The sequence below is a fragment of the Leclercia sp. LTM14 genome, assembly GCF_023736175.1.
GTDB lineage: Bacteria > Pseudomonadota > Gammaproteobacteria > Enterobacterales > Enterobacteriaceae > Enterobacter > Enterobacter barmai.
In genome coordinates this window covers 73,071-94,535 of the sequence record NZ_JAIKTT010000004.1, presented here as the reverse complement: position 1 = coordinate 94,535, position 21,465 = coordinate 73,071, and the positions used below count along the sequence as shown (strand labels likewise).

General features: G+C 55.6%; 24 protein-coding genes and 1 pseudogene. 13 read left to right on the top strand and 12 right to left on the bottom strand.

Features of this window, described 5'->3' with window-relative positions:
• The first annotated feature begins 137 nt into the window (after positions 1 to 137).
• Complete coding sequence (sfsB, locus tag K5I40_RS11215) at positions 138 to 425, top strand: DNA-binding transcriptional regulator SfsB (RefSeq protein ID WP_039031638.1); 288 nt, start codon at positions 138 to 140, stop codon at positions 423 to 425.
• Positions 426 to 485: 60 nt separating this feature from the next.
• Here the strand turns inward: sfsB and murA are convergent, their stop codons facing one another.
• The 7 genes from murA to mlaF all read right to left on the bottom strand — a co-directional run bounded on the left by murA (position 486) and on the right by mlaF (position 5,277).
• A complete protein-coding gene (gene murA, locus K5I40_RS11210; RefSeq protein ID WP_039031637.1) occupies positions 486 to 1,745 on the bottom strand; it encodes a UDP-N-acetylglucosamine 1-carboxyvinyltransferase in 1,260 nt (419 codons plus the stop codon).
• 52 nt (positions 1,746 to 1,797) lie between these two features.
• Complete coding sequence (gene ibaG / locus K5I40_RS11205; RefSeq protein ID WP_032614457.1) at positions 1,798 to 2,052, bottom strand: BolA family iron metabolism protein IbaG; 255 nt, start codon at positions 2,050 to 2,052, stop codon at positions 1,798 to 1,800.
• Between the two features lie 126 nt (positions 2,053 to 2,178).
• On the bottom strand, positions 2,179 to 2,469 hold the full coding sequence (gene mlaB, locus K5I40_RS11200) for a lipid asymmetry maintenance protein MlaB (RefSeq protein ID WP_039031636.1): 291 nt from the start codon (positions 2,467 to 2,469) through the stop codon (positions 2,179 to 2,181).
• Position 2,470: 1 nt separating this feature from the next.
• Entirely contained in the window at positions 2,471 to 3,106 is a 636-nt protein-coding gene (gene mlaC / locus K5I40_RS11195; protein ID WP_039031635.1) for a phospholipid-binding protein MlaC, read from the bottom strand.
• 3 nt (positions 3,107 to 3,109) lie between these two features.
• Positions 3,110 to 3,670, bottom strand: coding sequence for an outer membrane lipid asymmetry maintenance protein MlaD (gene mlaD / locus K5I40_RS11190; RefSeq protein WP_139563703.1), 561 nt, complete (start codon positions 3,668 to 3,670; stop codon positions 3,110 to 3,112).
• 4 nt (positions 3,671 to 3,674) lie between these two features.
• Positions 3,675 to 4,457 carry a lipid asymmetry maintenance ABC transporter permease subunit MlaE gene (gene mlaE, locus K5I40_RS11185; protein ID WP_223074546.1) on the bottom strand — a complete coding sequence of 261 codons (783 nt, stop codon included), beginning with the start codon at positions 4,455 to 4,457 and terminating at the stop codon, positions 3,675 to 3,677.
• A gap of 7 nt (positions 4,458 to 4,464) precedes the next feature.
• On the bottom strand, positions 4,465 to 5,277 hold the full coding sequence (mlaF, locus tag K5I40_RS11180; RefSeq protein WP_039031633.1) for a phospholipid ABC transporter ATP-binding protein MlaF: 813 nt from the start codon (positions 5,275 to 5,277) through the stop codon (positions 4,465 to 4,467).
• Positions 5,278 to 5,507: 230 nt separating this feature from the next.
• Here mlaF and K5I40_RS11175 point away from each other — a divergent pair, with 230 nt between their 5' ends.
• The 11 genes and pseudogenes from K5I40_RS11175 to npr all read left to right on the top strand — a co-directional run bounded on the left by K5I40_RS11175 (position 5,508) and on the right by npr (position 13,426).
• Positions 5,508 to 6,485 (top strand): calcium/sodium antiporter, encoded by a 978-nt coding sequence (locus tag K5I40_RS11175; protein WP_039031632.1) that lies wholly within the window; start codon positions 5,508 to 5,510, stop codon positions 6,483 to 6,485.
• A gap of 13 nt (positions 6,486 to 6,498) precedes the next feature.
• Complete coding sequence (kdsD, locus tag K5I40_RS11170; RefSeq protein WP_223074545.1) at positions 6,499 to 7,485, top strand: arabinose-5-phosphate isomerase KdsD; 987 nt, start codon at positions 6,499 to 6,501, stop codon at positions 7,483 to 7,485.
• A gap of 14 nt (positions 7,486 to 7,499) precedes the next feature.
• Positions 7,500 to 8,066, top strand: coding sequence for a 3-deoxy-manno-octulosonate-8-phosphatase KdsC (kdsC, locus tag K5I40_RS11165; RefSeq protein ID WP_039031836.1), 567 nt, complete (start codon positions 7,500 to 7,502; stop codon positions 8,064 to 8,066).
• Positions 8,063 to 8,638, top strand: coding sequence for an LPS export ABC transporter periplasmic protein LptC (lptC, locus tag K5I40_RS11160; protein WP_039031630.1), 576 nt, complete (start codon positions 8,063 to 8,065; stop codon positions 8,636 to 8,638). The genes kdsC and lptC overlap by 4 nt, the downstream gene beginning before the upstream one ends.
• Positions 8,607 to 9,161, top strand: coding sequence for a lipopolysaccharide ABC transporter substrate-binding protein LptA (gene lptA / locus K5I40_RS11155; RefSeq protein ID WP_039031629.1), 555 nt, complete (start codon positions 8,607 to 8,609; stop codon positions 9,159 to 9,161). The genes lptC and lptA overlap by 32 nt, the downstream gene beginning before the upstream one ends.
• Positions 9,162 to 9,167: 6 nt before the next feature.
• Complete coding sequence (gene lptB / locus K5I40_RS11150) at positions 9,168 to 9,893, top strand: LPS export ABC transporter ATP-binding protein (protein ID WP_039031628.1); 726 nt, start codon at positions 9,168 to 9,170, stop codon at positions 9,891 to 9,893.
• Positions 9,894 to 9,940: 47 nt separating this feature from the next.
• A pseudogene (gene rpoN, locus K5I40_RS11145) lies at positions 9,941 to 11,373 on the top strand (RNA polymerase factor sigma-54).
• 22 nt (positions 11,374 to 11,395) lie between these two features.
• Positions 11,396 to 11,683, top strand: a complete 288-nt coding sequence (gene hpf, locus K5I40_RS11140) for a ribosome hibernation promoting factor (protein ID WP_039031626.1) — start codon at positions 11,396 to 11,398, stop codon at positions 11,681 to 11,683.
• 82 nt (positions 11,684 to 11,765) lie between these two features.
• The gene (gene ptsN / locus K5I40_RS11135) at positions 11,766 to 12,257 is read left to right on the top strand and encodes a PTS IIA-like nitrogen regulatory protein PtsN (protein WP_039031625.1); all 492 of its coding nucleotides are present in this window, start codon (positions 11,766 to 11,768) and stop codon (positions 12,255 to 12,257) included.
• A 45-nt stretch (positions 12,258 to 12,302) separates the two neighbouring features.
• Positions 12,303 to 13,157 (top strand): RNase adapter RapZ, encoded by an 855-nt coding sequence (rapZ, locus tag K5I40_RS11130; RefSeq protein ID WP_039031624.1) that lies wholly within the window; start codon positions 12,303 to 12,305, stop codon positions 13,155 to 13,157.
• Positions 13,154 to 13,426, top strand: coding sequence for a PTS phosphocarrier protein NPr (npr, locus tag K5I40_RS11125; protein WP_032614489.1), 273 nt, complete (start codon positions 13,154 to 13,156; stop codon positions 13,424 to 13,426). Before rapZ ends, npr begins: the two co-directional genes overlap by 4 nt.
• On the opposite strand, the gene mtgA is transcribed toward npr, so the two are convergent.
• From mtgA to lptF, 5 genes are all read right to left on the bottom strand, one after another.
• A complete protein-coding gene (gene mtgA, locus K5I40_RS11120) occupies positions 13,423 to 14,148 on the bottom strand; it encodes a monofunctional biosynthetic peptidoglycan transglycosylase (protein WP_139563704.1) in 726 nt (241 codons plus the stop codon). The genes npr and mtgA overlap by 4 nt on opposite strands.
• Positions 14,145 to 14,798, bottom strand: coding sequence for an isoprenoid biosynthesis glyoxalase ElbB (gene elbB, locus K5I40_RS11115; protein WP_039031835.1), 654 nt, complete (start codon positions 14,796 to 14,798; stop codon positions 14,145 to 14,147). The genes mtgA and elbB overlap by 4 nt, the downstream gene beginning before the upstream one ends.
• Before the next feature lie 223 nt (positions 14,799 to 15,021).
• Positions 15,022 to 17,364 carry an aerobic respiration two-component sensor histidine kinase ArcB gene (gene arcB, locus K5I40_RS11110; protein WP_251929708.1) on the bottom strand — a complete coding sequence of 781 codons (2,343 nt, stop codon included), beginning with the start codon at positions 17,362 to 17,364 and terminating at the stop codon, positions 15,022 to 15,024.
• Between the two features lie 134 nt (positions 17,365 to 17,498).
• Positions 17,499 to 18,581, bottom strand: coding sequence for an LPS export ABC transporter permease LptG (lptG, locus tag K5I40_RS11105; protein ID WP_039031621.1), 1,083 nt, complete (start codon positions 18,579 to 18,581; stop codon positions 17,499 to 17,501).
• On the bottom strand, positions 18,581 to 19,681 hold the full coding sequence (lptF, locus tag K5I40_RS11100; RefSeq protein WP_039031620.1) for an LPS export ABC transporter permease LptF: 1,101 nt from the start codon (positions 19,679 to 19,681) through the stop codon (positions 18,581 to 18,583). The genes lptG and lptF overlap by 1 nt, the downstream gene beginning before the upstream one ends.
• Positions 19,682 to 19,947: 266 nt before the next feature.
• Between lptF and pepA the strand changes: the two genes are divergently transcribed.
• Entirely contained in the window at positions 19,948 to 21,459 is a 1,512-nt protein-coding gene (pepA, locus tag K5I40_RS11095) for a leucyl aminopeptidase (protein WP_039031619.1), read from the top strand.
• Positions 21,460 to 21,465 lie beyond the last annotated feature (6 nt).

Here is a 21,465-nt window from a genome sequence, read left to right as displayed (position 1 = left end):
ATGAATAAAGCCCTGGCAAAATCCGAATGTGGCTTCGTGTAATGCGAACTTTTTAGAACCGATGTTCGAAGTAGGTATAGTAACACTGTCATTTAAGAGGAAATGACGTACTCATACCAGAACAGAGGGATTGCTGAATGGATAAGAAATTTACCGACTGGCACTCGGCTGATATTATCGCCGCGCTGCGTAAAAAGGGAACATCACTGGCTGCAGAATCCCGCCGAAATGGGCTTAGTTCTTCTACCCTGGCTAATGCGCTGACGCGTCCCTGGCCGAAGGGAGAACTGATCATTGCCACGGCACTCGGCACCGACCCCTGGATCATCTGGCCATCGCGCTACCACGATCCGCTCACCCACGAATTTGTCGACAGAACGCGCATGATGCGGCAGAAAAGAGAAGGCAAAGAGCGCCAGGAGTGACGCTCTGTTAGACGGGAATAGCAACCCCCCGGTCGATACGGCAGGGGGCTGCCAGGACGATTACTCGCCCTTCACACGCTCAATGTTGGCACCCAGTGCGCGCAGTTTATCTTCGATGCGTTCATAGCCGCGATCGATGTGATAAATACGATCCACCAGCGTAGTACCTTCCGCAATACAACCCGCCAGCACCAGGCTCGCAGATGCACGCAGATCCGTTGCCATCACCTGAGCACCGGACAGTTTTTCAACGCCATGACAAATCACGGTGTTGCTTTCGATCTCAGCGTGCGCGCCCATACGGATCAGTTCCGGCACGTGCATAAAGCGGTTTTCAAAGATCGTTTCGGTGATCACACCCGTGCCTTCCGCCACCAGGTTCAGCAGAGTGAACTGCGCCTGCATATCGGTTGGGAATGCCGGATGCGGAGAAGTACGCACGTTGACGGCCTTCGGACGCTTACCGTGCATATCCAGGCTGATCCAGTCTTCGCCGGTTTCAACATCGGCACCCGCTTCACGCAGCTTGGCCAGAACCGCATCAAGAGTATCAGGCTGGGCGTTACGGCAGACGATTTTACCGCCGGAGATAGCTGCAGCGACCAGGAAGGTCCCGGTTTCGATACGGTCAGGCAGGACGCGATACACGCCGCCACCCAGGCGTGCGACGCCTTCAATGGTGATACGGTCGGTGCCCTGGCCGGTGATCTTCGCCCCGAGCGTGTTCAGGAAGTTCGCGGTATCCACGATCTCCGGCTCGCGCGCGGCGTTCTCGATGATGGTGGTACCTTCAGCCAGCGTGGCCGCAGACATGATGGTGACGGTAGCGCCAACGCTTACCTTGTCCATCACGATGTGCGCGCCCTTCAGACGGCCGTTCACGGACGCCTTAACGTAGCCCTCTTCCAGCTTAATTTCTGCGCCCAGCTTCTCCAGGCCAAAAATGTGCAGATCGACCGGACGCGCGCCAATAGCGCAACCGCCCGGCAGAGAGACCTGACCCTGGCCAAAACGTGCCACCAGCGGGCCCAGCGCCCAGATAGAGGCGCGCATGGTCTTCACCAGGTCGTACGGCGCAGAGAAATTGTTCACGTTGCTGGCATCGATCCACACGGATCCATTACGCTCAACCTTGGTACCCAGCTGGCCGAGCAGCTTCATGGTGGTATCAATGTCTTTCAGCTTGGGTACGTTCTGGATCTCTACCGGCTCTTCCGCGAGCAGTGCGGCGAAGAGGATTGGCAGCGCGGCGTTTTTGGCGCCGGAAATTGTGACTTCGCCCTGGAGGCGCGTAGGCCCCTGAACACGAAATTTGTCCATGTGATTACTCTCTGTATGAATTCAACCGTGCTGCGGGCAAACCACCCTCAGCTCAAAAACCGTTTAGTTTGCGATCGCGTGCCCACTCAGTCGGGGTGAACGCTTTGATCGACAGGGCATGGATACGATTATCCGCGATATATTCCATCAGCGGCGCATAGACAGCCTGCTGCTTCTTCACGCGGCTCATGCCGTCAAAAATCTCACCCACAGCAATAACCTGAAAATGGCTGCCGTCGCCGGAGACGTGGGCTTCCTGAAGGGCGAGTGCGTTCATCAGCACTGTCTGGATTTCATGATTTTCCATGGGTTCTATATCATCTGGTAGTGAAAACAAGCCCAACATCTTAGAGCAAAGTGACGCGGTCTTAAACAAGCAAAAAGCCCCGACGATGAAACTGTCAGGGCTTTTGATAGTAACGTACTGAAAAAATTAGCGAGGCAATACGTCTTCCGGCAGATTATAGAGCTGGGCCAGCGTGACGACGTTGTCGCTGACGCCCGAAAGCGTCACCTGTGCGCCCTGCCGCTTGCCCGTTGACACCAGGTGAACCAGCAGCGCCACACCCGCCGTATCCACGCGAGAGATACCGCTCAGGTCGATACGGGAAACACCCTTCATGGCATCTTCACGCGCATCCCAGAGAGGATTCAGATAATCCTGATCCAGCTCGCCTGAGAGGAGTAATGTCTCACCCTCACGGGTCCAGCTCAGCTGCGACATATTACTTGTTCCCTTCCAGGGTAATTTTCTGACGTGCGATGCTGTTCAGCTGTGCAGTCAGACCATCGATACCCTTGGTACGCAGCAGATCGCTCCATTCGTTCTGCTTGGTGGTAATCATGCTGACGCCTTCTGCAATCATGTCGTAGGCCTGCCAGTTACCGGTCTGGGTGTTCTTACGCCACTGGAAATCCAGACGCACTGGCGGACGACCGTTCGGATCGACGATGGTCACACGGATAGGCAGGATAGTAGCGGAACCCAGCGGCTGTTCCGGCGCGATCTGATACGTCTGGCCGTGGTACATCGCCAGTGCCTGGCCGTAAGCCTGCTTCAGATATTCACGGAATGCAGTAAAATAGGCTTCACGCTGTGCTGGCGTGGCGTCTTTGTAGTAACGGCCCAGCACCAGTGCACCGGCATATTTCACCTGCACATACGGCAGCAGCTCCTGATCGACCACGTCACGCAGGTAATCGGGATTGGAACGGATCTTCGGCTGCTCGTTTTTGAGGCGATCGAAGGTTTTCTTTGCTGCCTCATTCATCTGTTGATAAGGATTGCTCTGATCGGCTGCGTTAGCTGCAGTCAGAGGGGCAATCATCAACATGGCAACCATTAACAGTCGTTTAATCATGAATTACTTCTCCTGAGATGAATTCGTCGTGCCAACAGGCGGCGTAATGTCACTCTGCGCAGGGGTTTGCGCAGCCTGATTCTCGTCACCCCCTTTACTGTTACTGTTGTAAAGGAACTGACCAATCATATCTTCCAGCACCATGGCTGATTTCGTATCCTGAATGACACCACCGTCTTTCAGGATAGTCGTTCCCAGCTCGGGATCTTCAAAACCGATGTTCAGGGCCAGATATTGTTCACCTAACAGGCCGGATGTACGGATAGAAAGGGAGCTGGTATCCGGGATATGGTTGTAGCGCTCTTCGATATCCAGCGCGACGCGCGGCAGGTAGGTTTTCTCATCCAGCGTGATATCGGCAACGCGCCCTACTACCACCCCGCCAATACGCACCGGTGAACGGCTCTTCAGGCCACCGATATTATCGAAAGTGGCATAAACGCGGTATGTCGGCTCGGTACGGATGGTCGTCACATCGGCCACTTTAAAGCTTAAAAACAGCGCTGCCAGCAGTGCCAGCAACACAAATACGCCTACCCAAATTTCTACTTTTTTCGTTTGCATGAACTCATTTCCCAAACATCAGTGCGGTGAGCACAAAATCCAGTGCCAGTATGGCCAGCGACGAATGAACAACGGTGCGAGTGGTTGCCCGGCTGATCCCGGCAGACGTCGGGATCGCATCGTAGCCGTTGAACAGCGCAATCCAGGTGATCGTCACGGCAAATACCGCGCTTTTAATCATGCAGTTAACCAGGTCCAGACGCCAGTCAACGGCACCCTGCATCGCTGACCAGAAGAAACCGGCATCAATCCCTTTCCACTGGACGCCAACCATCGAACCGCCCCAGATCCCGACCGCGACAAAGAGGATAGTCAACAACGGCAGGGAGATCATGCCCGCCCAGAAGCGCGGTGAGATCACCCGGCGCAGCGGATCCACGGCCATCATCTCCATACTGGAGAGCTGCTCGGTGGCCCGCATCAGGCCGATTTCCGCCGTCAGCGCCGAACCGGCACGCCCTGCGAACAGCAGCGCAGCGACCACCGGCCCCAGCTCACGCAGCAGGGAGAGCGCCACCAGCATACCGAGGCTGGTTTCTGCGCTGTAGGTGGTGAGAACCAGATAGCCCTGCAGCCCCAGCACCATGCCGATGAAGACCCCGGAAACAATGATAATGAGCATCGACAGCACGCCGACATTATACAGCTGGCGTACCAGCAAAGGGGCATGTTTGCGGAATTCCGGTTTCCCGACCAGCGCATTGAATAACATCAACCCGGCACGCCCGAACGTCCTGATGGTTTTTATGCCACGGTGTCCGAGAGAGGCCAACGCATTTAACAGCATGAGTGGCTTAACTCCCTATTCCCAATAAATCTTTATGATAATCACCCGCCGGATAACGGAACGGCACCGGGCCATCTGCAATGCCGTCAAGGAACTGACGGACTCGCGCATCGCTGTTGGTCTGCAATGACTGGGCGCTACCGTGCGCCACTATTTTCTTATCCGCTACGATATAGGCGTAGTCGGCAATGCTCAGCACTTCGGGTACGTCGTGAGAGACCACGATACAGGTTACACCCAGCGCGCTGTTCAGCTCAGAGATCAGTTTGACCAGCACGCCCATGGTGATGGGATCTTGCCCGACGAACGGCTCGTCGAACATGATCAAATCGGGTTCCAGCGCAATGGCGCGCGCCAGGGCCGCACGACGGGCCATCCCGCCAGAGAGTTCGGAAGGCATCAGTTTCGCCGCGCCGCGCAGTCCTACGGCCTCGAGCTTCATCATGACGGTGCTTTTTAACAGCTCCGGCGGCAGGTGCGTATGTTCACGCAGCGGATAGGCGACATTATCGAAGACGTTCATGTCAGTAAATAGCGCGCCGGACTGAAACAGCATGCTCATACGTTTACGCACGGTATAGAGCCGTGAGCGCGACATCGCGGGGATATTTTCGCCATCAAAGAGGATTTCGCCCTGCGCTGGCGGGATCTGACCACCAATCAGGCGCAACAATGTCGTTTTACCAATGCCGGACGGGCCCATGATGGCGGTAATTTTACCGCGTGGCACGGTGAGAGAGATATTGTCAAAAATGACCCGGCTGCTGCGCGTGAAGCTGACGCCACGGACATCGACTAAATTCGCCTCATTCAGGCTCATGTACATTTCCTTTCTGTTGCCGGTTCAGGATCGGCTTGATGCCTGATTTCGCCGCAAACCCAACATTTTTACAGAATATTACCTCTGGGGGTAAGCGAAAGCTGGCATTTGTTTTACTTTTACAGCGCATAAAGTCAAAATTAGGAATTCGTTACGCCCACAGACAGTATGCAGCGGCAGAGATTTTTTTCTCGGTGGACCGGCGAGTATACCTGAAGAAAGGACTTTTGATGCTTCTTGCAACGGCACTGTTAATAATTGGTTTACTTTTGGTGGTCTACAGTGCCGACCGTCTGGTGTTCTCCGCATCAATACTCTGTCGTTTATTGGGCGTTCCCCCGCTAATTATTGGGATGACGGTGGTCAGCGTCGGCACCTCCCTGCCGGAGATCATTGTCTCTGCTGCCGCCTCGATGCACGATCAGGTCGATCTTGCCGTGGGAACGGCTATTGGCTCCAATATCGTCAACATTTTGCTCATTCTGGGCCTTGCTGCGCTACTGCATCCATTTCGCGTGCATTCTGATGTTCTGCGGCGTGAATTGCCGCTAATGTTAATTGTCAGCCTGCTGGCGGGTTACGTGTTATATGACGGGCAGTTAACCTTTAGCGACGGCATTTTCTTGCTGGCGCTGGCGGTCATCTGGCTGTTGTATATCGTCAAGCTTGCCCGGGCGGCAGAAAAGCAAGGCAGTGACACCTTAACCCGCGAACAGGTAGCAGAGTTGCCGCGTGAGGGAAATTTACCCGTCGCGCTGCTCTGGCTGGGCGTGGCATTAATCATCATGCCCATGGCGACGCAGATGATTGTTGATAACGCCACGGTGCTGGCCAACTATTTCGCCATGAGCGAATTGACTATCGGCCTGACGGTGATTGCCATTGGCACCAGTCTCCCCGAACTCGCGACGGCTATCGCCGGGGCGCGTAAGGGCGAGGACGACATGGCGATTGGCAATATCATCGGCGCCAATATTTTCAATATTGCCATTGTGCTTGGCCTGCCTGCCCTGATTGCCCCTGGCGCGTTCAATCCGCTCGCGTTCAGCCGAGACTACGGGGTAATGGTGGTCGTCAGCGCAATCTTCGCCCTGCTCTGCTGGCGGCGAAAAAGGCAGATTGGTCAGGGTGCTGGCGCGCTGCTGACGGTGGGATTTGTCGTATGGATGGCGATGCTGTACTGGCTCTCGCCGCTTCTCTCTGGGTAAACGGAAACGCATTATGTCGCAAATAGAATTGCAGCCGGGTTTTGACTTTCAGAAAGCAGGAAAACAGGTTCTGGAGATTGAACGTGAAGGTCTGGCGCAGTTAGATCAATATATTAATCATGACTTTAGCCTGGCGTGTGAGAAGCTTTTTCACTGCACCGGCAAAGTTGTGGTGATGGGGATGGGCAAATCCGGCCACATTGGCCGTAAAATGGCCGCTACCTTAGCCAGTACCGGTACGACCGCGTTTTTCGTTCACCCTGGCGAAGCGGCGCACGGCGATCTGGGCATGGTTTCATCCCAGGATATCGTCATTGCGTTATCCAACTCGGGCGAATCGAATGAGATCCTGGCGCTGATCCCGGTGCTGAAGCGCCTGCAGGTCCCGCTGATCTGCATCACCAGCCGCCCCGAGAGCAGCATGGCGCGCGCCGCGGATATTCACCTGTGCGTCAAAGTGCCAAAAGAAGCCTGCCCCCTGGGGCTGGCGCCGACCTCCAGCACCACTGCCGCGCTGGTCATGGGTGATGCGCTGGCCGTCGCCCTGCTTGAAGCGCGCGGCTTTACCGCTGAAGATTTCGCCCTCTCCCACCCCGGCGGTGCGCTGGGGCGTAAGTTGCTGCTGCGCGTGAATGACATCATGCATACTGGCGATGAAATCCCACACGTCAGTAAAGATGCCTCCCTGCGCGATGCGCTGCTGGAAATTACCCGCAAAAACCTGGGCATGACCGTCATCTGCAATGACCAGTGGAAGATTGACGGGATCTTCACCGACGGGGATTTGCGTCGGGTATTTGATATGGGCGTGGATGTACGCAAGCTGGGTATCGCCGATGTCATGACCACAGGCGGCATTCGGGTGCGTTCCGGCACGCTTGCCGTCGAAGTGCTGAACCTGATGCAGTCCCGCCATATCACCTCCGTTATGGTTGCTGATGGCGACCAGCTGCTGGGTGTGGTACATATGCATGATCTTCTGCGCGCAGGCGTAGTGTAATGAAGGATAAGACAATGATTAATACGGGTGCTTCCCTTGCAACCTGTTATGGCCCGGTAAGCGCGCAAATGATGTCGCAGGCTGAAAAGATTCGCCTGCTGATCCTGGATGTGGATGGCGTGCTCTCTGATGGTCTGGTTTATATGGGCAATGATGGCGAAGAGCTGAAAGCGTTCAACGTACGTGATGGCTACGGCATTCGCTGTGCCCTGACGTCTGGCATAGAAGTTGCCATCATTACCGGACGTAAGGCTAAACTGGTAGAAGATCGGTGCGAAACGCTGGGCATTACGCATCTCTATCAGGGGCAATCCGATAAGATGGTAGCTTTCAGGGACTTACTTGGTAAACTTGCCATTGCGCCGGAAAATATCGCCTATGTCGGAGACGATCTTATTGACTGGCCAGTAATGGCAGAAGTGGGACTCAGCATCGCCGTGGCCGATGCCCATCCGCTTTTGATCCCGCGCGCTGACTATGTCACCCGTATCAACGGTGGCCGTGGCGCAGTACGAGAAGTCTGCGACCTGTTGCTGCTGGCGCAAGGTAAGCTTGATGAGGCCAAAGGGCAATCGATATGAGTAAAACCAGACGTTGGGTTATTATTCTGCTAACGCTTGTTGCACTGGTACTGATTGGCGTGAATCTCGCTGACCGGGACGACGAACAAGCGCCGACGGTCAACACGAACGATCCGACGTATAAAAGCGATCACAGCGATACCGTCGTTTACAGCCCCGAAGGGGCGCTGAATTACCGCCTTATCGCTCAGCACGTTGAGTATTTTTCCGAACAGGGCGTCTCGTGGTTTACCCAACCGGTGATGACCACGTTTGATACCAATAAGATCCCGACGTGGTCGATTAAATCAGACCGGGCAAAACTGACGAATGACCGTATGCTTTATCTGTATGGTCATGTTGAAGTGAATGCGCTGACCGCCGATTCGCAGCTGCGCAAAATCACAACCGATAACGCACAGATAAACCTTGTGACGCAGGATGTAACCTCGCAGGATCTGGTTACGTTATACGGCACAACATTTAATTCCAGCGGTCTGAGAATGCGCGGGAACTTACGCAGCAAGAACGCAGAGCTGATTGAAAAGGTTAGAACCTCCTATGAAATTCCAAGCAAACAAACTCAGCCTTAATAGTGTTATAGCCGGCGCGCTGCTGGCCCTCAGCCTTCCTGCGCTTGCTGTGACGGGTGATACCGAGCAGCCGATCCATATCGAATCTGACACGCAATCACTCGATATGCAGGGCAACGTGGTGACCTTTACCGGCAATGTGGTCGTGACTCAGGGCACCATCAAAATCAACGCCGATAAAGTCGTGGTGACGCGTCCTGGCGGTGAGGACGGAAAAGAGATTATCGATGGCTACGGCAACCCGGCCACCTTCTACCAGATGCAGGATAACGGTAAGCCGGTGAAAGGCCACGCTTCCCAGATGCACTACGAGCTGGCGAAAGATTTTGTGATTCTTACCGGTAATGCGTACCTGGAGCAGCTCGACAGCAACATCACGGGCGACAAGATCACTTACCTGGTTAAAGAACAAAAAATGCAGGCCTTCAGTGAAAAAGGCAAACGCGTGACTACCGTACTGGTTCCATCGCAGCTGCAGGACAAAAACAGCACTCAGGCCCCGGCACAGAAAAAGAGTAACTAATTCGTTATGGCAACATTAACTGCAAAGAATCTCGCCAAAGCCTATAAGGGCCGCCGCGTAGTGGAAGATGTCAGTTTGACCGTTAACTCCGGCGAGATTGTCGGCCTGTTGGGTCCTAACGGTGCGGGTAAAACCACCACGTTTTACATGGTTGTGGGCATTGTGCCGCGCGATGCGGGTAACATCATCATTGATGATGAAGATATCAGCCTGCTGCCCCTGCACGCGCGTGCGCGTCGCGGCATCGGCTATCTGCCGCAGGAAGCCTCGATTTTTCGCCGTCTGAGCGTTTACGACAACCTGATGGCCGTACTGCAGATCCGCGATGATTTGACCTCTGAGCAGCGTCAGGATCGCGCCAACGAGCTGATGGAAGAGTTCCATATTGAGCACCTGCGCGACAGCCTGGGTCAGGCGCTTTCCGGTGGTGAACGCCGCCGTGTGGAAATTGCCCGCGCGCTGGCAGCCAATCCGAAATTTATTCTGCTCGATGAACCTTTTGCCGGTGTAGACCCGATTTCGGTTATTGATATCAAACGTATTATTGAGCATCTGCGGGACAGTGGTCTTGGCGTTCTTATCACCGACCACAACGTGCGCGAAACGCTGGCGGTGTGTGAGCGTGCTTATATCGTCAGCCAGGGCCATCTTATCGCCCACGGTACCCCGCAGCAGATCCTCGAAGACGATCATGTTAAGCGCGTGTACCTTGGGGAAGACTTCAGACTCTGATAGGGTAGAAGCTAAGTCTCGCGTAAACGGAGAAAAATGCTCTGAACATGAAGCAAGGTTTGCAATTAAGGCTCAGCCAACAGCTGGCCATGACGCCGCAGTTACAACAGGCCATTCGTCTGTTGCAGCTGTCGACGCTGGAACTTCAGCAGGAGCTCCAGCAAGCGCTGGACAGTAACCCCCTCCTCGAGCAAACCGATCTTCACGACGAGGTAGAAACTCAGCAAACCCAGGATAACGAAACCCTCGACACGGTTGATGCGTTAGAGCAGAAAGAGATGCCTGACGAACTCCCGCTCGATGCCAGTTGGGATGAGATCTACACCGCCGGAACGCCATCCGGCACGCGGGCAGACTATCAGGATGACGAGTTACCTGTGTATCAGGGTGAAACCACCCAGTCGCTGCAGGATTACCTGATGTGGCAGGTGGAGCTGACGCCGTTTTCCGATACCGATCGTGCCATCGCCACCTCCATTGTGGATGCCGTCGATGAGACCGGCTATTTGACCGTGTCGCTGGACGATATCCTGGAGAGCATCGGCGACGATGATATTGAGATTGAAGAGGTCGAAGCGGTTCTGAAACGCGTGCAGCGTTTTGACCCGATCGGCGTCGCCGCGCGCGATTTGCGCGATTGTCTGCTGATTCAGCTTTCGCAGTTTGTGAAAGAGACCCCGTGGCTGGAAGAGGCCCGGCTTATCATCAGCGAACATCTGGATCTGCTGGCCAACCACGACTTCCGTTCACTGATGCGTGTGACGCGACTGAAAGAAGAGGTGCTGAAAGAAGCGGTCAATCTGATTCAGTCGCTGGATCCGCGCCCGGGGCAGTCCATCCAGACCAGCGAGCCCGAGTATGTCATTCCTGATGTGCTGGTGCGTAAGCATAACGGTCTGTGGACCGTGGAGCTGAATTCCGACAGCATCCCCCGCCTGCAAATTAATCAGCAGTACGCCTCAATGTGCACCAGCTCCCGCAACGACTCGGATAACCAGTTTATCCGCAGCAATCTGCAGGAGGCACGCTGGCTGATCAAAAGCCTGGAGAGCCGCAATGATACCCTGCTGCGCGTCAGCCGCTGCATCGTCGAGCAGCAGCAGGCGTTTTTGAGCAGGGTGAAGAGTTTATGAAGCCGATGGTGCTGGCCGATATCGCCCAGGCCGTCGAGATGCACGAATCGACAATTTCACGCGTGACGACGCAGAAGTATCTGCACAGCCCGCGCGGTATTTTTGAGCTTAAGTATTTTTTCTCCAGCCATGTCAACACCGAAGGCGGCGGCGAAGCCTCGTCGACGGCGATCCGGGCGCTGGTGAAAAAGTTAATCGCCGCGGAAAACCCCGCGAAACCACTGAGTGACAGTAAGTTGACCACCATGCTGTCCGAGCAAGGTATCATGGTGGCACGCCGCACTGTTGCGAAGTATCGAGAGTCTTTATCCATTCCGCCGTCAAACCAGCGTAAACAACTGGTCTGACACAACCGATAAGGAAGACACTATGCAGCTCAACATCACTGGACATAACGTCGAGATCACTGAGGCCCTGCGCGATTTTGTGAATACTAAATTCGCCAAGCTTGAGCAGTATTTTGAGAGGATCAACCAGGTCTACGTTGTGTTAAAAGTGGAAAAAGTGACTCATATCTCGGATGCTACCCTGCACGTCAACGGGGGCGAAATCCATGCCAGTGCGGAAGGGCAGGACATGTACGCGGCTATCGACGGCTTGATCGACAAGCTGGCACGACAGCTAAACAAACATAAAGATAAACTGAAACAACACTAATTGTCCGGGCAGTTAACGGGTGCAGGTCGGCCTGTTGTGAAACACAACGGGCCCTTTGTACAGTTAGCGCTTAGGTGAAATTATGATGAATAACGATTCCACTCTACAACTGAGCAGTGTCCTTAATCAGGAATGTACCCGCAGTGCCGTTCACTGCCAGAGCAAAAAACGTGCGCTGGAGATCATCAGTGAACTGGCCGCAAAACAGCTGAGCCTGCCGCCACAAGTGGTCTTTGAAGCGATCCTGACCCGTGAGAAAATGGGCAGTACCGGCATCGGCAACGGCATCGCCATTCCCCATGGCAAACTGGAAGAGGATACTCTGCGTGCTGTAGGGGTGTTTGTTCAACTGGAAACACCTATCGCCTTTGATGCCATTGATAACCAGCCTGTCGATCTGCTGTTTGCCCTGCTGGTGCCAGCCGATCAGACTAAAACGCATCTGCATACGCTTTCGCTGGTGGCCAAACGTCTGGCGGATAAAACCATCTGTCGCCGTCTGCGTGCGGCACAGAGCGACGAAGAGCTCTATCAAATTATTACGGAAACGGAAGGCAATCAGGATGATGCGTAATCGGGTGATGGCTTTGACATCTGTAGTCCTGAGGAGAAACGGTACATGGTGCTGATGATCGTCAGCGGGCGTTCGGGGTCCGGGAAATCGGTCGCCCTGCGCGCGCTGGAAGATATGGGCTTTTACTGCGTGGATAACCTGCCGGTGGTGCTGCTGCCCGACCTGGCGCGTTCGCTGGCGGATCGGCAGATTTCTGCCGCGGTCAGCATCGACGTTCGTAATATGCCTGAATCGCCGGAGATCTTTGAGCAGGCGATGAGCAGCTTGCCGGAAGCATTTTCACCTCAGCTTCTGTTCCTTGACGCCGATCGCAACACGTTGATCCGTCGCTACAGCGATACCCGCCGCCTGCATCCGCTCTCCAGTAAAAACCTGTCGCTGGAAAGCGCCATCGACCAGGAGAGCGATCTGCTGGAGCCGCTACGTTCACGCGCCGATCTGATCGTCGACACCTCTGAAATGTCGGTCCATGAACTGGCGGAGATGCTGCGTACCCGTCTGCTGGGCAAACGCGAGCGCGAACTGACGATGGTCTTTGAATCGTTCGGCTTTAAGCACGGCATTCCAATCGATGCAGACTACGTGTTCGACGTGCGCTTCTTACCGAACCCGCACTGGGATCCGAAGCTGCGTCCGATGACCGGCCTCGATAAGCCCGTCGCCGCGTTCCTTGACAGACATACGGAAGTGCATAACTTTATCTATCAGACGCGCAGCTATCTTGAACTCTGGTTGCCGATGCTGGAGACAAACAATCGCAGCTACTTAACGGTGGCGATTGGCTGTACCGGGGGCAAACACCGTTCGGTCTATATTGCTGAGCAACTGGCTGACTATTTCCGCTCGCGCGGTAAAAACGTGCAGTCCCGTCATCGTACGCTGGAAAAACGTAAAACATGACCGTAAAGCAGACCGTTGAAATCACCAACAAGCTGGGCATGCACGCACGCCCGGCGATGAAGTTATTTGAACTGATGCAGGGGTTTGACGCGGAAGTTCTGCTGCGTAATGACGAAGGCACCGAAGCCGAAGCCAACAGCGTAATTGCTCTGCTGATGCTGGATTCGGCGAAGGGCCGTCAGATTGAAATCGAAGCCACCGGCCCGCAGGAAGTCGAGGCGCTGGCGGCGGTGATTGCGTTGTTCAACGCCGGATTTGATGAAGATTAATGCAGCTTATTAGCCTGCATAAAGCCTTCGCCACCCAACTGGCGCATCTGGCGCAGGATCCACGCCTGACGGCTGCGTACATAGCCTGATGGCGCGCTGGCCTTAAAGCGGATCGGATTCGGTAACACAGCCGCCAGCAGCGCGGCCTCCGACGCCGTCAGACGGCTGGCTGGTTTGTTGAAATAGCGCTGCGACGCGGCTTCAACGCCAAACACACCCTCGCCAAACTCCGCGATATTCAGATAGACCGTCAGGATCCGTTTTTTACTCCACACCGTTTCGATACCCAGCGTCAGCCCGGCTTCAAAGCCCTTTCTTATCCAGCTGCGCCCGTCCCATAGAAACAGGTTTTTCGCCGTCTGCTGAGAAAGCGTCGATGCCCCCCGAATGCGGCTCTCGTTGCGCTCGTTATGCGCTAACGCCTTCTCTATCGCCCCGACGTCGAATCCCCAGTGTTCAGGGAATTTTTGATCTTCGGCGGCAATCACGGCCAGCCCCATCCAGGGAGAGATCTCATCCATACTCACCCAGTCAGAGTGGGCGATGTAGCTGAAATTGCCGCTCAGCCAGTTACCCAGCTGACGTTCAACCATCACCGCTGAAAACGGCACTGGCAGGAAGCTAAACAAGGCGATACCCCCGCCCCAGAAAACCGCCATGACCAGCAGAATGCGAATGACGATCCGTCTTAACCAGCCAGCTTTAGGACGCTTTAACCTCATTCAGCAAGCACCAGCACGCGGGTGACCAGCTTCTCGATACCCGTCGCGGCTTCCGCGATGGTTTGCGCCAGCATGTAAGCGGGCGTGGTCACGATCCTGTTCTCTTCATCGACCACGATATCGTCCACCGGACAAGGGATATGCTCACCGCCCATATCCTCAATGACCTCGGCGGTATCGATATCAGTCCCGATGGTCAGGCGCAGCGGTTTATCAAAAATGGCCGGCAGCATCGCGGGAGCGATACAGATAAAGCCCAGCGGCTTGCCTGCCTCATGCATCTGCAGGGCCAGCGCTTTTAAATCGTTATCTACCTGGCAGGCACTGCCCTGCCGGGCAAAATCACTCAGATTTTTGGCCGCACCAAAACCGCCCGGTACAATCAGCGCATCCAGTTCAGCGGCCAGGGCCTCGCTGAGCGGGCGAACCTCTCCACGTGCGATCCGTGCTGCCTCAACGAGGACGTTACGGCTTTCGGCCATCGTTTCGCCGGTCAGGTGGTTGATCACGTCTGACTGGGCTTTATCCGGAGCAAAACAGACCGCTTCGGCACCATTACGCACCAGGGCCAGCAGCGTCAAAACGGCCTCATGAATTTCTGAACCGTCGTAAACTCCACAGCCGCTCAGGACTACACCAACCTTTTTCATCATGCGATCCCTCTCGAAAAATGTTAAATACGCATTAAAAATTCTGATTAAAACGGTGTGCTTCACACATTTAACTGATTCATGTAACAAAGTATTTAAGATTTGCTATCTTAACTGCGTGCGGCCTAAATTTTCCGGCTACGCCATCTACGACAAAAACATCTTTATATTCAGGCGCAGCCAAGATTTCCCTGGTGTTGGCGCAGTATTCGCGCACCCCGGTTTAGCCGGGGTCATTTTTTCTGCTCTCCACCCAGGCTTTCAGCACGGCCACATCGTTCTGCCACTCCTGCTTCATCTCTTCAACCCATTCACCTACGTTGTCTTCCCACGCTGGTAAATCCGGGGACTGAATCTGTTGGCCAAGCTGTTGCAGATGACGCAAACCCACCGACCCGGCCGCGCCTTTGATCTTATGGCCTTCTTCCACGATGCCTTTCTGATCCCGCGCCGTCAGGTTGGACTCCAGCACGTTCAAATAACCCGGCATCATCTTCTCGAAGATCGCCAGGCCGTCGGTGATCAACTTCGGACCAACCAGATCGATGTACTGCTCAAGCATGTCGATATCCAGCAAAGACTTCGCTTTCTCTGTATCTACCGTCGTCATGGTGCTCTCCTCTTCGTCACAGGTGTCCCAGAACTTCTTAATCATGGCGGTTAAGGCAGGTACCGCCAGCGGTTTGCTCAGCACATCGTCCATACCCGCGTCCAGGTACTCTTTTTTGTCTTTCAGCACGTTGGCGGTCAGCGCCACCAGCGGCGGCAGTTCGTCGCTGGCGTAACGGCTCGTCAGCTCACGCGAGATGTCCAGCCCGGTCATGTCCGGCAGCTGAATGTCCAGCAGCACCAGGTCGTACTCGCCCGGCGTGAACATCTCCAGCGCGGCTTTACCGGTCATGGCAACGTCGACGCTGCTGCCGAGTTTCTCCAGCACCGAGCGCGCCACAATTACGTTCAGCTCGATATCTTCAACCAGCAGCACGTGCAGGGCGGGCAGCGGCATATCGTCGTGGGCAAAAGTATCTTCAACCTCTTCCGCCACGGCCGGGGCACGCACGCTCAGCTTAAACACGGAGCCGTGCCCTGGGTTGCTGGAGACCGTAATGTCGCCCCCCATGCTCTTCGCCAAGCGGCGCGATACCGCCAGGCCAATGCCGGTGCCGGTGGCAGGCTTGCCCCCCTGGCTGTCTTTGACCTGATAATACATGGCGAAGATTTTGTCCTGCTCCTCCTGCGGAATACCGATCCCGGAATCTTCCACCTCGAAGTGCAGCATCTCGCCCTCGCCGTAGCGCACGCGAACCGCCACCTGACCGTTCTGAGTAAATTTGACCGCGTTGCTGATCAGGTTCCACAGGATCTGACGCAGGCGCGTGCCGTCGGTGACCACCTTGTGCGGCAACGGCAGGGTCGGTTCCATCACAAAGCGTAGCCCTTTCTGCTGCGCCTGCAGGCCAGAGAGGTTTTCCAGATCTGCGAGGAAACTGGTGAAGTCCACCGGCTGGTTATCCAGCTGGACTTTACGTCGCTCCATCTTATCCATATCAATAATATCGTTGAAGATATTGCCGAGCGTCACCGCCGAAACATGGATGGTTTTAAGATATTTCTCCTGCTCGCTGGTCAGTTCGGTGTCGAGCAGAATGCGGCTTAAGCCGACGATGCCGTTAAGCGGAGTACGCAGCTCATGGCTGATGGTGGAGATAAAGGTGGTTTTATCCCGGCTGGCGCGCTCCAGCGCATCCTGATAGCGTTTCCGCTCGGTAATATCACGCCCGAAGCCCATCAGCCCGTGGCGTTTCCCGACGCGGTCGTAGTACGGCACTTTACGGATTTCGAAGCAGGCTTTACGCCCGTCCGGGTAGTCGAGCCACTGCTCATACGTCAGGGAGACGTTATGGCGGAAGACCTTCTCATCGGTTTCGATAACTTTGGCGGCCGCTTCAGGGGAGTAGACGTCCTGCGGGCGCAGGCTGACGAGCTGTTTTTCACTTTTGCCGGTCAGGAGTTCCATCGCCCGGTTACAGCCGGAGAACTCTTTGTCTTCGTTGCGATAGAAGACCAGATCCGGTGAGGCATCCAGGAAAGAGCGCAGGAAAGAAGATTGCTGCTCGAGCTGGATTTGCGTCTGTTCGCGCTCTTTCATCTCGATTTTCAGCTGTTCCAGCGTGGTCTGGCGCTCGGCCTCCGCTTTCACACGGTCTGAGATCTCCTGGTTCAGCTGGGCAATGTTGTCTTTAAGCTGGACGTTGAGCTTCAGGTCGCGCTCGCGCATCTCCTCCAGCTTCTCCACTACCCGGGTCAGCCGCTGGCGGGACTCTTCCAGCTGTTCAACCACCACCGAGAGAAAATAGACCGCCCACGGGGTAATCAGCAGGCCAAAGAAAATGGAACGAATCAGGTCGATGCTTTCCACCTGGCCATGCAGCACCATGGTAATGGCCATCTGCACCACAATCGCCAGCACCACCAGCGCCAGCGCCAGCAACAGGGAGAAGCGCACCAGGCCAAGCTTCATCATCAGATCGACATAGTATTGCGCCAGTAACCGAATTTGCTTCATAGGGGATCTCTTCACGACGTCATCGCACAATAATACTCAAATTCCAGGCAAGACGTTGAAGGTTGTGCAAAAAAGTGAGGGGTAAAACAGAGGATGCGCCTCACTTCCCGGGCGGGGAAGCGAGGCGAGAAGGGTCAGGAGCGCTTCAGTAACAGCCAGAGGCTGATCAGGAAGAAAGAGGCGCTCGGCAGCAGCGCGCCGATCACCGGCGGTATGCCGTACACCAGGGTCAGCGGACCGAAAATCTGATCGAGGACGTAGAAGACAAAGCCGAAGCTGATGCCCGTCACGACCCGCACGCCCATAGGAACGCTACGCAGCGGACCGAAGATAAACGACAGCGCCATCAGCATCATCACCGCCACCGAGAGCGGCTGGAAGACCTTGCTCCACATGTTGAGCTGATACCGTCCGGCATCCTGGCCGCTCGACTTCAGGTACTTCACGTAGTTATGCAGACCGCTGATGGAGAGCGCATCCGGGTCCAGCGCCACCACACCGAGCTTGTCTGGCGTCAGGTTGGTTTTCCAGGTGCCGGAGACGGTTTGCGACCCGGTGATCTGTTTTGGATCCTGCAGGTTTGACTCATCCACCTGCGACAGACGCCAGACCTTTTTATCGGCATCAAAGGCGGCCGTCGCAGCGTAACGCACCGCCTGCAGACGACGCTGGTCGTTAAAGCTGTAGATGCTCACGCCGCCAAGGGTACTGTCGCCGGTGACGCGTTCGATATAGACAAAGTTATTCCCGTCTTTTGCCCACAGCCCCTGCTGGGTAGAGAGCAGCGAGCCGCCGTACATCTGCTGGGCGCGGTAGTTACGCGCCATCTGTTCGCCCTGTGGCGCAACCCACTCGCCCATCGCCATGGTCAACAGCACCAGCGGGATCGCGGTTTTCATGACGGACAGCGCCACCTGCATGCGGGTAAAGCCGGAGGCCTGCATCACCACCAGCTCACTGCGCTGGGCCAGCATCCCCAGCCCCAGCAGCGCCCCTAACAGCGCCGCCATCGGGAAGAAGATCTGCACGTCTTTTGGAATGCTGAGCAGGGTATACATCCCCGCGCCCATGGCATCGTAGCTCCCCTGCCCGGCCTTTTTCAGCTGGTCGACAAACTTAATGATGCCGGAGAGCGACACCAGCATGAACAACGTCATCATGATGGTGGTAAAGATGGTTTTACCGATATAGCGGTCAAGAACGCCAAACGCCTGCATTACACCGCTCCTTTACGCGTAAACCGGGCCCGTACACGGCGCATCGGCACGGTGTCCCACATGTTGAGGGCGACGGCCAACAGCAGATAGAGTCCGTTAATCACCCAGGTCCAGATAACCGGGTCAATTTTTCCTTTACCACCGTTCGATTTGATCGAGGTCTGCAGCAGGAAGAACACCAGATAAAGCAGCATCGCAGGCAACATGGAGAGCACGCGGCCCTGACGTGGATTCACCACGCTGAGCGGCACTACCATCAACGCCATCATAAATACGGTGAATACCAGCGTGATGCGCCAGTGCAGCTCCGCACGGGCGCGATTGGTATCGGTATTGATCAGCGTGCGCATGCTCATCTGTTCAGTATCGGTAGGATCCAGCGCAACCGCCTGATGGCCAATAATCGCCTGATAGTTCTGGAAATCGGTGATGCGGAAATCACGCAGCATCGCCGTTCCTTCGAAGCGGGTACCTTTGTTCAGGGTCACAATCTGCGAACCGTCTTTACCCTGGGCGAGCTGACCGGAGTCGGCCACCACCACGGAGGGACGGGCGTTGCCCTTGGTGCGGATCTGCGCGAGGAACACTTCGTTGAAACGGCTGCCATCCACGCTTTCGATAAACAGCACGGAGTTACCGTCAGTCGCCTGCTGGAACTGGCCCTGGGCCAGTGCGGCCATGCCGGGGTTGGCTTTCGCTTCGGCCAGCACTTCGTCCTGATGACGAGAAGAGACAGGACCGGCCCACATGACGTTCACGGCGGCCACGATGCCGGTAAACAGCGCCAGGATCATGGCGGCTTTAACCAGCACCGCTTTGCTCAGACCGCAGGCATGCATGACCGTGATTTCGCTTTCGGTATAGAGTTTACCGAGCGTCATCAGCAGTCCGAGGAAAAGGCTAAGTGGCAGGATAAGCTGCGCCATTTCAGGCACGCCCAACCCAAGCAGAGAAAGCACCAGATTTGTGGGAATTTCGCCATCGACAGCCGCGCCGAGGATCCTCACCAGTTTCTGACAGAAAAAGATCAGAAGCAGGATGAAGAGTATCGCCAGCTGGCTTTTGAGCGTCTCCCGCACCAGATATCTTATGATTATCACATTAAATACGCCCGTAAAAACCCGTCTCTTTGCAGGAAAATCGCTTGTTTCATGGCTTAAACGTCATTTATTCTCTTGAGTCGTCGAAATCATCGCTAAGATTAGAACACCCGACGGATTCGCGCTTCAGGAGTTATTATGACGTGCCGAAACCGTAATAACGTAAGATTAACACGAAGTCACCGCAACAGCGGGTACGAGTTACGAAAGGTTTCAATTCTATCCGTAGCTGCCGCTGTTGTCTTTAAGATTCAGGAGCGTAGTTCATGGAGTTCAGTGTAAAAAGCGGTAGCCCGGAGAAACAGCGGAGTGCCTGCATCGTCGTCGGCGTGTTTGAACCCCGCAGACTCTCTCCGATCGCCGAACAACTCGATAAAATCAGTGACGGCTACATCAGCGCCCTGCTGCGCCGCGGCGAGCTGGAAGGCAAGCCGGGACAGACATTGCTGCTGCATCACGTGCCTAACGTCCTGTCCGAGCGCATCCTGCTGATTGGCTGTGGCAAGGAGCGCGAGCTGGATGAGCGCCAGTACAAACAGGTTATTCAGAAAACGATTAATACGCTGAATGATACTGGCTCAATGGAGGCCGTGTGCTTCCTGACCGAACTGCACGTCAAAGGCCGCAACACCTACTGGAAAGTACGTCAGGCGGTAGAGACAGCCAAAGAGACTCTGTACAGCTTCGATCAGCTGAAAACTACCAAAAGCGAACCCCGTCGCCCGCTGCGTAAGATGGTCTTTAACGTCCCTACCCGCCGTGAGCTGACCAGCGGTGAACGCGCCATTCAACATGGTCTGGCGATCGCTGCCGGTATCAAGGCCGCGAAAGACCTGGGCAACATGCCGCCAAATATCTGTAACGCAGGCTACCTTGCGTCACAGGCGCGTCAGCTGGCTGACTCCTACAGCAAAAACGTCGTCACCCGCGTGATTGGCGAACAGCAGATGAAAGAGCTGGGAATGCACTCCTACCTGGCCGTCGGCAACGGTTCACAAAATGAATCCCTGATGTCGGTCATTGAGTACAAAGGCAACCCGGCTGAAGACGTGCGTCCGATTGTGCTGGTGGGTAAAGGCCTGACCTTCGACTCCGGCGGTATCTCCATCAAGCCTGCCGAAGGCATGGATGAGATGAAGTACGACATGTGCGGCGCGGCGGCGGTTTACGGCGTGATGCGCATGGTGGCCGAGCTGCAGCTGCCGATCAACGTGATCGGCGTGCTGGCGGGCTGTGAAAACATGCCGGGTGGCCGTGCCTATCGTCCGGGCGATGTCCTCACCACCATGTCAGGCCAGACCGTTGAAGTGCTGAACACCGATGCCGAAGGCCGCCTGGTGCTGTGCGACGTGCTGACCTACGTTGAGCGCTTCGATCCAGAAGCGGTTATCGACGTGGCAACCCTGACCGGCGCCTGCGTGATTGCCCTGGGCCATCACATCACCGGCCTGATGTCGAACCACAACCCGCTGGCGCACGAGCTGATCGGTGCGTCCGAACAGGCGGGTGACCGCGCATGGCGTCTGCCAATGGCCGATGAGTACCAGGAGCAGCTGGAGTCTAACTTTGCGGATATGGCTAACATCGGTGGGCGTCCTGGCGGTGCCATTACCGCGGCCTGCTTCCTGGCGCGCTTTACCCGCAAGTACAACTGGGCTCACCTGGACATCGCGGGCACCGCATGGCGCTCTGGTAAAGCCAAAGGCGCAACCGGCCGTCCTGTTGCCCTGCTGTCACAGTTCCTGCTGAATCGTGCGGGTTTTAACGGCGAAGAGTAATTGCCG

Bases quoted from the DNA above. Each gene is read 5' to 3' on its own strand.
- hpf (WP_039031626.1), top strand. From the start codon at position 11,396: ATGCAGCTCAACATCACTGGACATAACGTCGAGATCACTGAGGCCCTG.
- lptA (WP_039031629.1), top strand. From the start codon at position 8,607: ATGAAATTCCAAGCAAACAAACTCAGCCTTAATAGTGTTATAGCCGGC.
- mlaF (WP_039031633.1), bottom strand. From the start codon at position 5,277: ATGAGCCTGAATGAGGCGAATTTAGTCGATGTCCGTGGCGTCAGCTTC.
- mlaE (WP_223074546.1), bottom strand. From the start codon at position 4,457: ATGCTGTTAAATGCGTTGGCCTCTCTCGGACACCGTGGCATAAAAACC.
- ptsN (WP_039031625.1), top strand. From the start codon at position 11,766: ATGATGAATAACGATTCCACTCTACAACTGAGCAGTGTCCTTAATCAG.
- elbB (WP_039031835.1), bottom strand. From the start codon at position 14,798: ATGAAAAAGGTTGGTGTAGTCCTGAGCGGCTGTGGAGTTTACGACGGT.
- K5I40_RS11175 (WP_039031632.1), top strand. From the start codon at position 5,508: ATGCTTCTTGCAACGGCACTGTTAATAATTGGTTTACTTTTGGTGGTC.
- mtgA (WP_139563704.1), bottom strand. From the start codon at position 14,148: ATGAGGTTAAAGCGTCCTAAAGCTGGCTGGTTAAGACGGATCGTCATT.
- murA (WP_039031637.1), bottom strand. From the start codon at position 1,745: ATGGACAAATTTCGTGTTCAGGGGCCTACGCGCCTCCAGGGCGAAGTC.
- pepA (WP_039031619.1), top strand. From the start codon at position 19,948: ATGGAGTTCAGTGTAAAAAGCGGTAGCCCGGAGAAACAGCGGAGTGCC.
- lptG (WP_039031621.1), bottom strand. From the start codon at position 18,581: ATGCAGGCGTTTGGCGTTCTTGACCGCTATATCGGTAAAACCATCTTT.
- lptB (WP_039031628.1), top strand. From the start codon at position 9,168: ATGGCAACATTAACTGCAAAGAATCTCGCCAAAGCCTATAAGGGCCGC.
- kdsD (WP_223074545.1), top strand. From the start codon at position 6,499: ATGTCGCAAATAGAATTGCAGCCGGGTTTTGACTTTCAGAAAGCAGGA.
- mlaB (WP_039031636.1), bottom strand. From the start codon at position 2,469: ATGTCGCAGCTGAGCTGGACCCGTGAGGGTGAGACATTACTCCTCTCA.
- rapZ (WP_039031624.1), top strand. From the start codon at position 12,303: ATGGTGCTGATGATCGTCAGCGGGCGTTCGGGGTCCGGGAAATCGGTC.
- npr (WP_032614489.1), top strand. From the start codon at position 13,154: ATGACCGTAAAGCAGACCGTTGAAATCACCAACAAGCTGGGCATGCAC.
- lptC (WP_039031630.1), top strand. From the start codon at position 8,063: ATGAGTAAAACCAGACGTTGGGTTATTATTCTGCTAACGCTTGTTGCA.
- arcB (WP_251929708.1), bottom strand. From the start codon at position 17,364: ATGAAGCAAATTCGGTTACTGGCGCAATACTATGTCGATCTGATGATG.
- mlaD (WP_139563703.1), bottom strand. From the start codon at position 3,670: ATGCAAACGAAAAAAGTAGAAATTTGGGTAGGCGTATTTGTGTTGCTG.
- sfsB (WP_039031638.1), top strand. From the start codon at position 138: ATGGATAAGAAATTTACCGACTGGCACTCGGCTGATATTATCGCCGCG.
- mlaC (WP_039031635.1), bottom strand. From the start codon at position 3,106: ATGATTAAACGACTGTTAATGGTTGCCATGTTGATGATTGCCCCTCTG.
- ibaG (WP_032614457.1), bottom strand. From the start codon at position 2,052: ATGGAAAATCATGAAATCCAGACAGTGCTGATGAACGCACTCGCCCTT.
- kdsC (WP_039031836.1), top strand. From the start codon at position 7,500: ATGATTAATACGGGTGCTTCCCTTGCAACCTGTTATGGCCCGGTAAGC.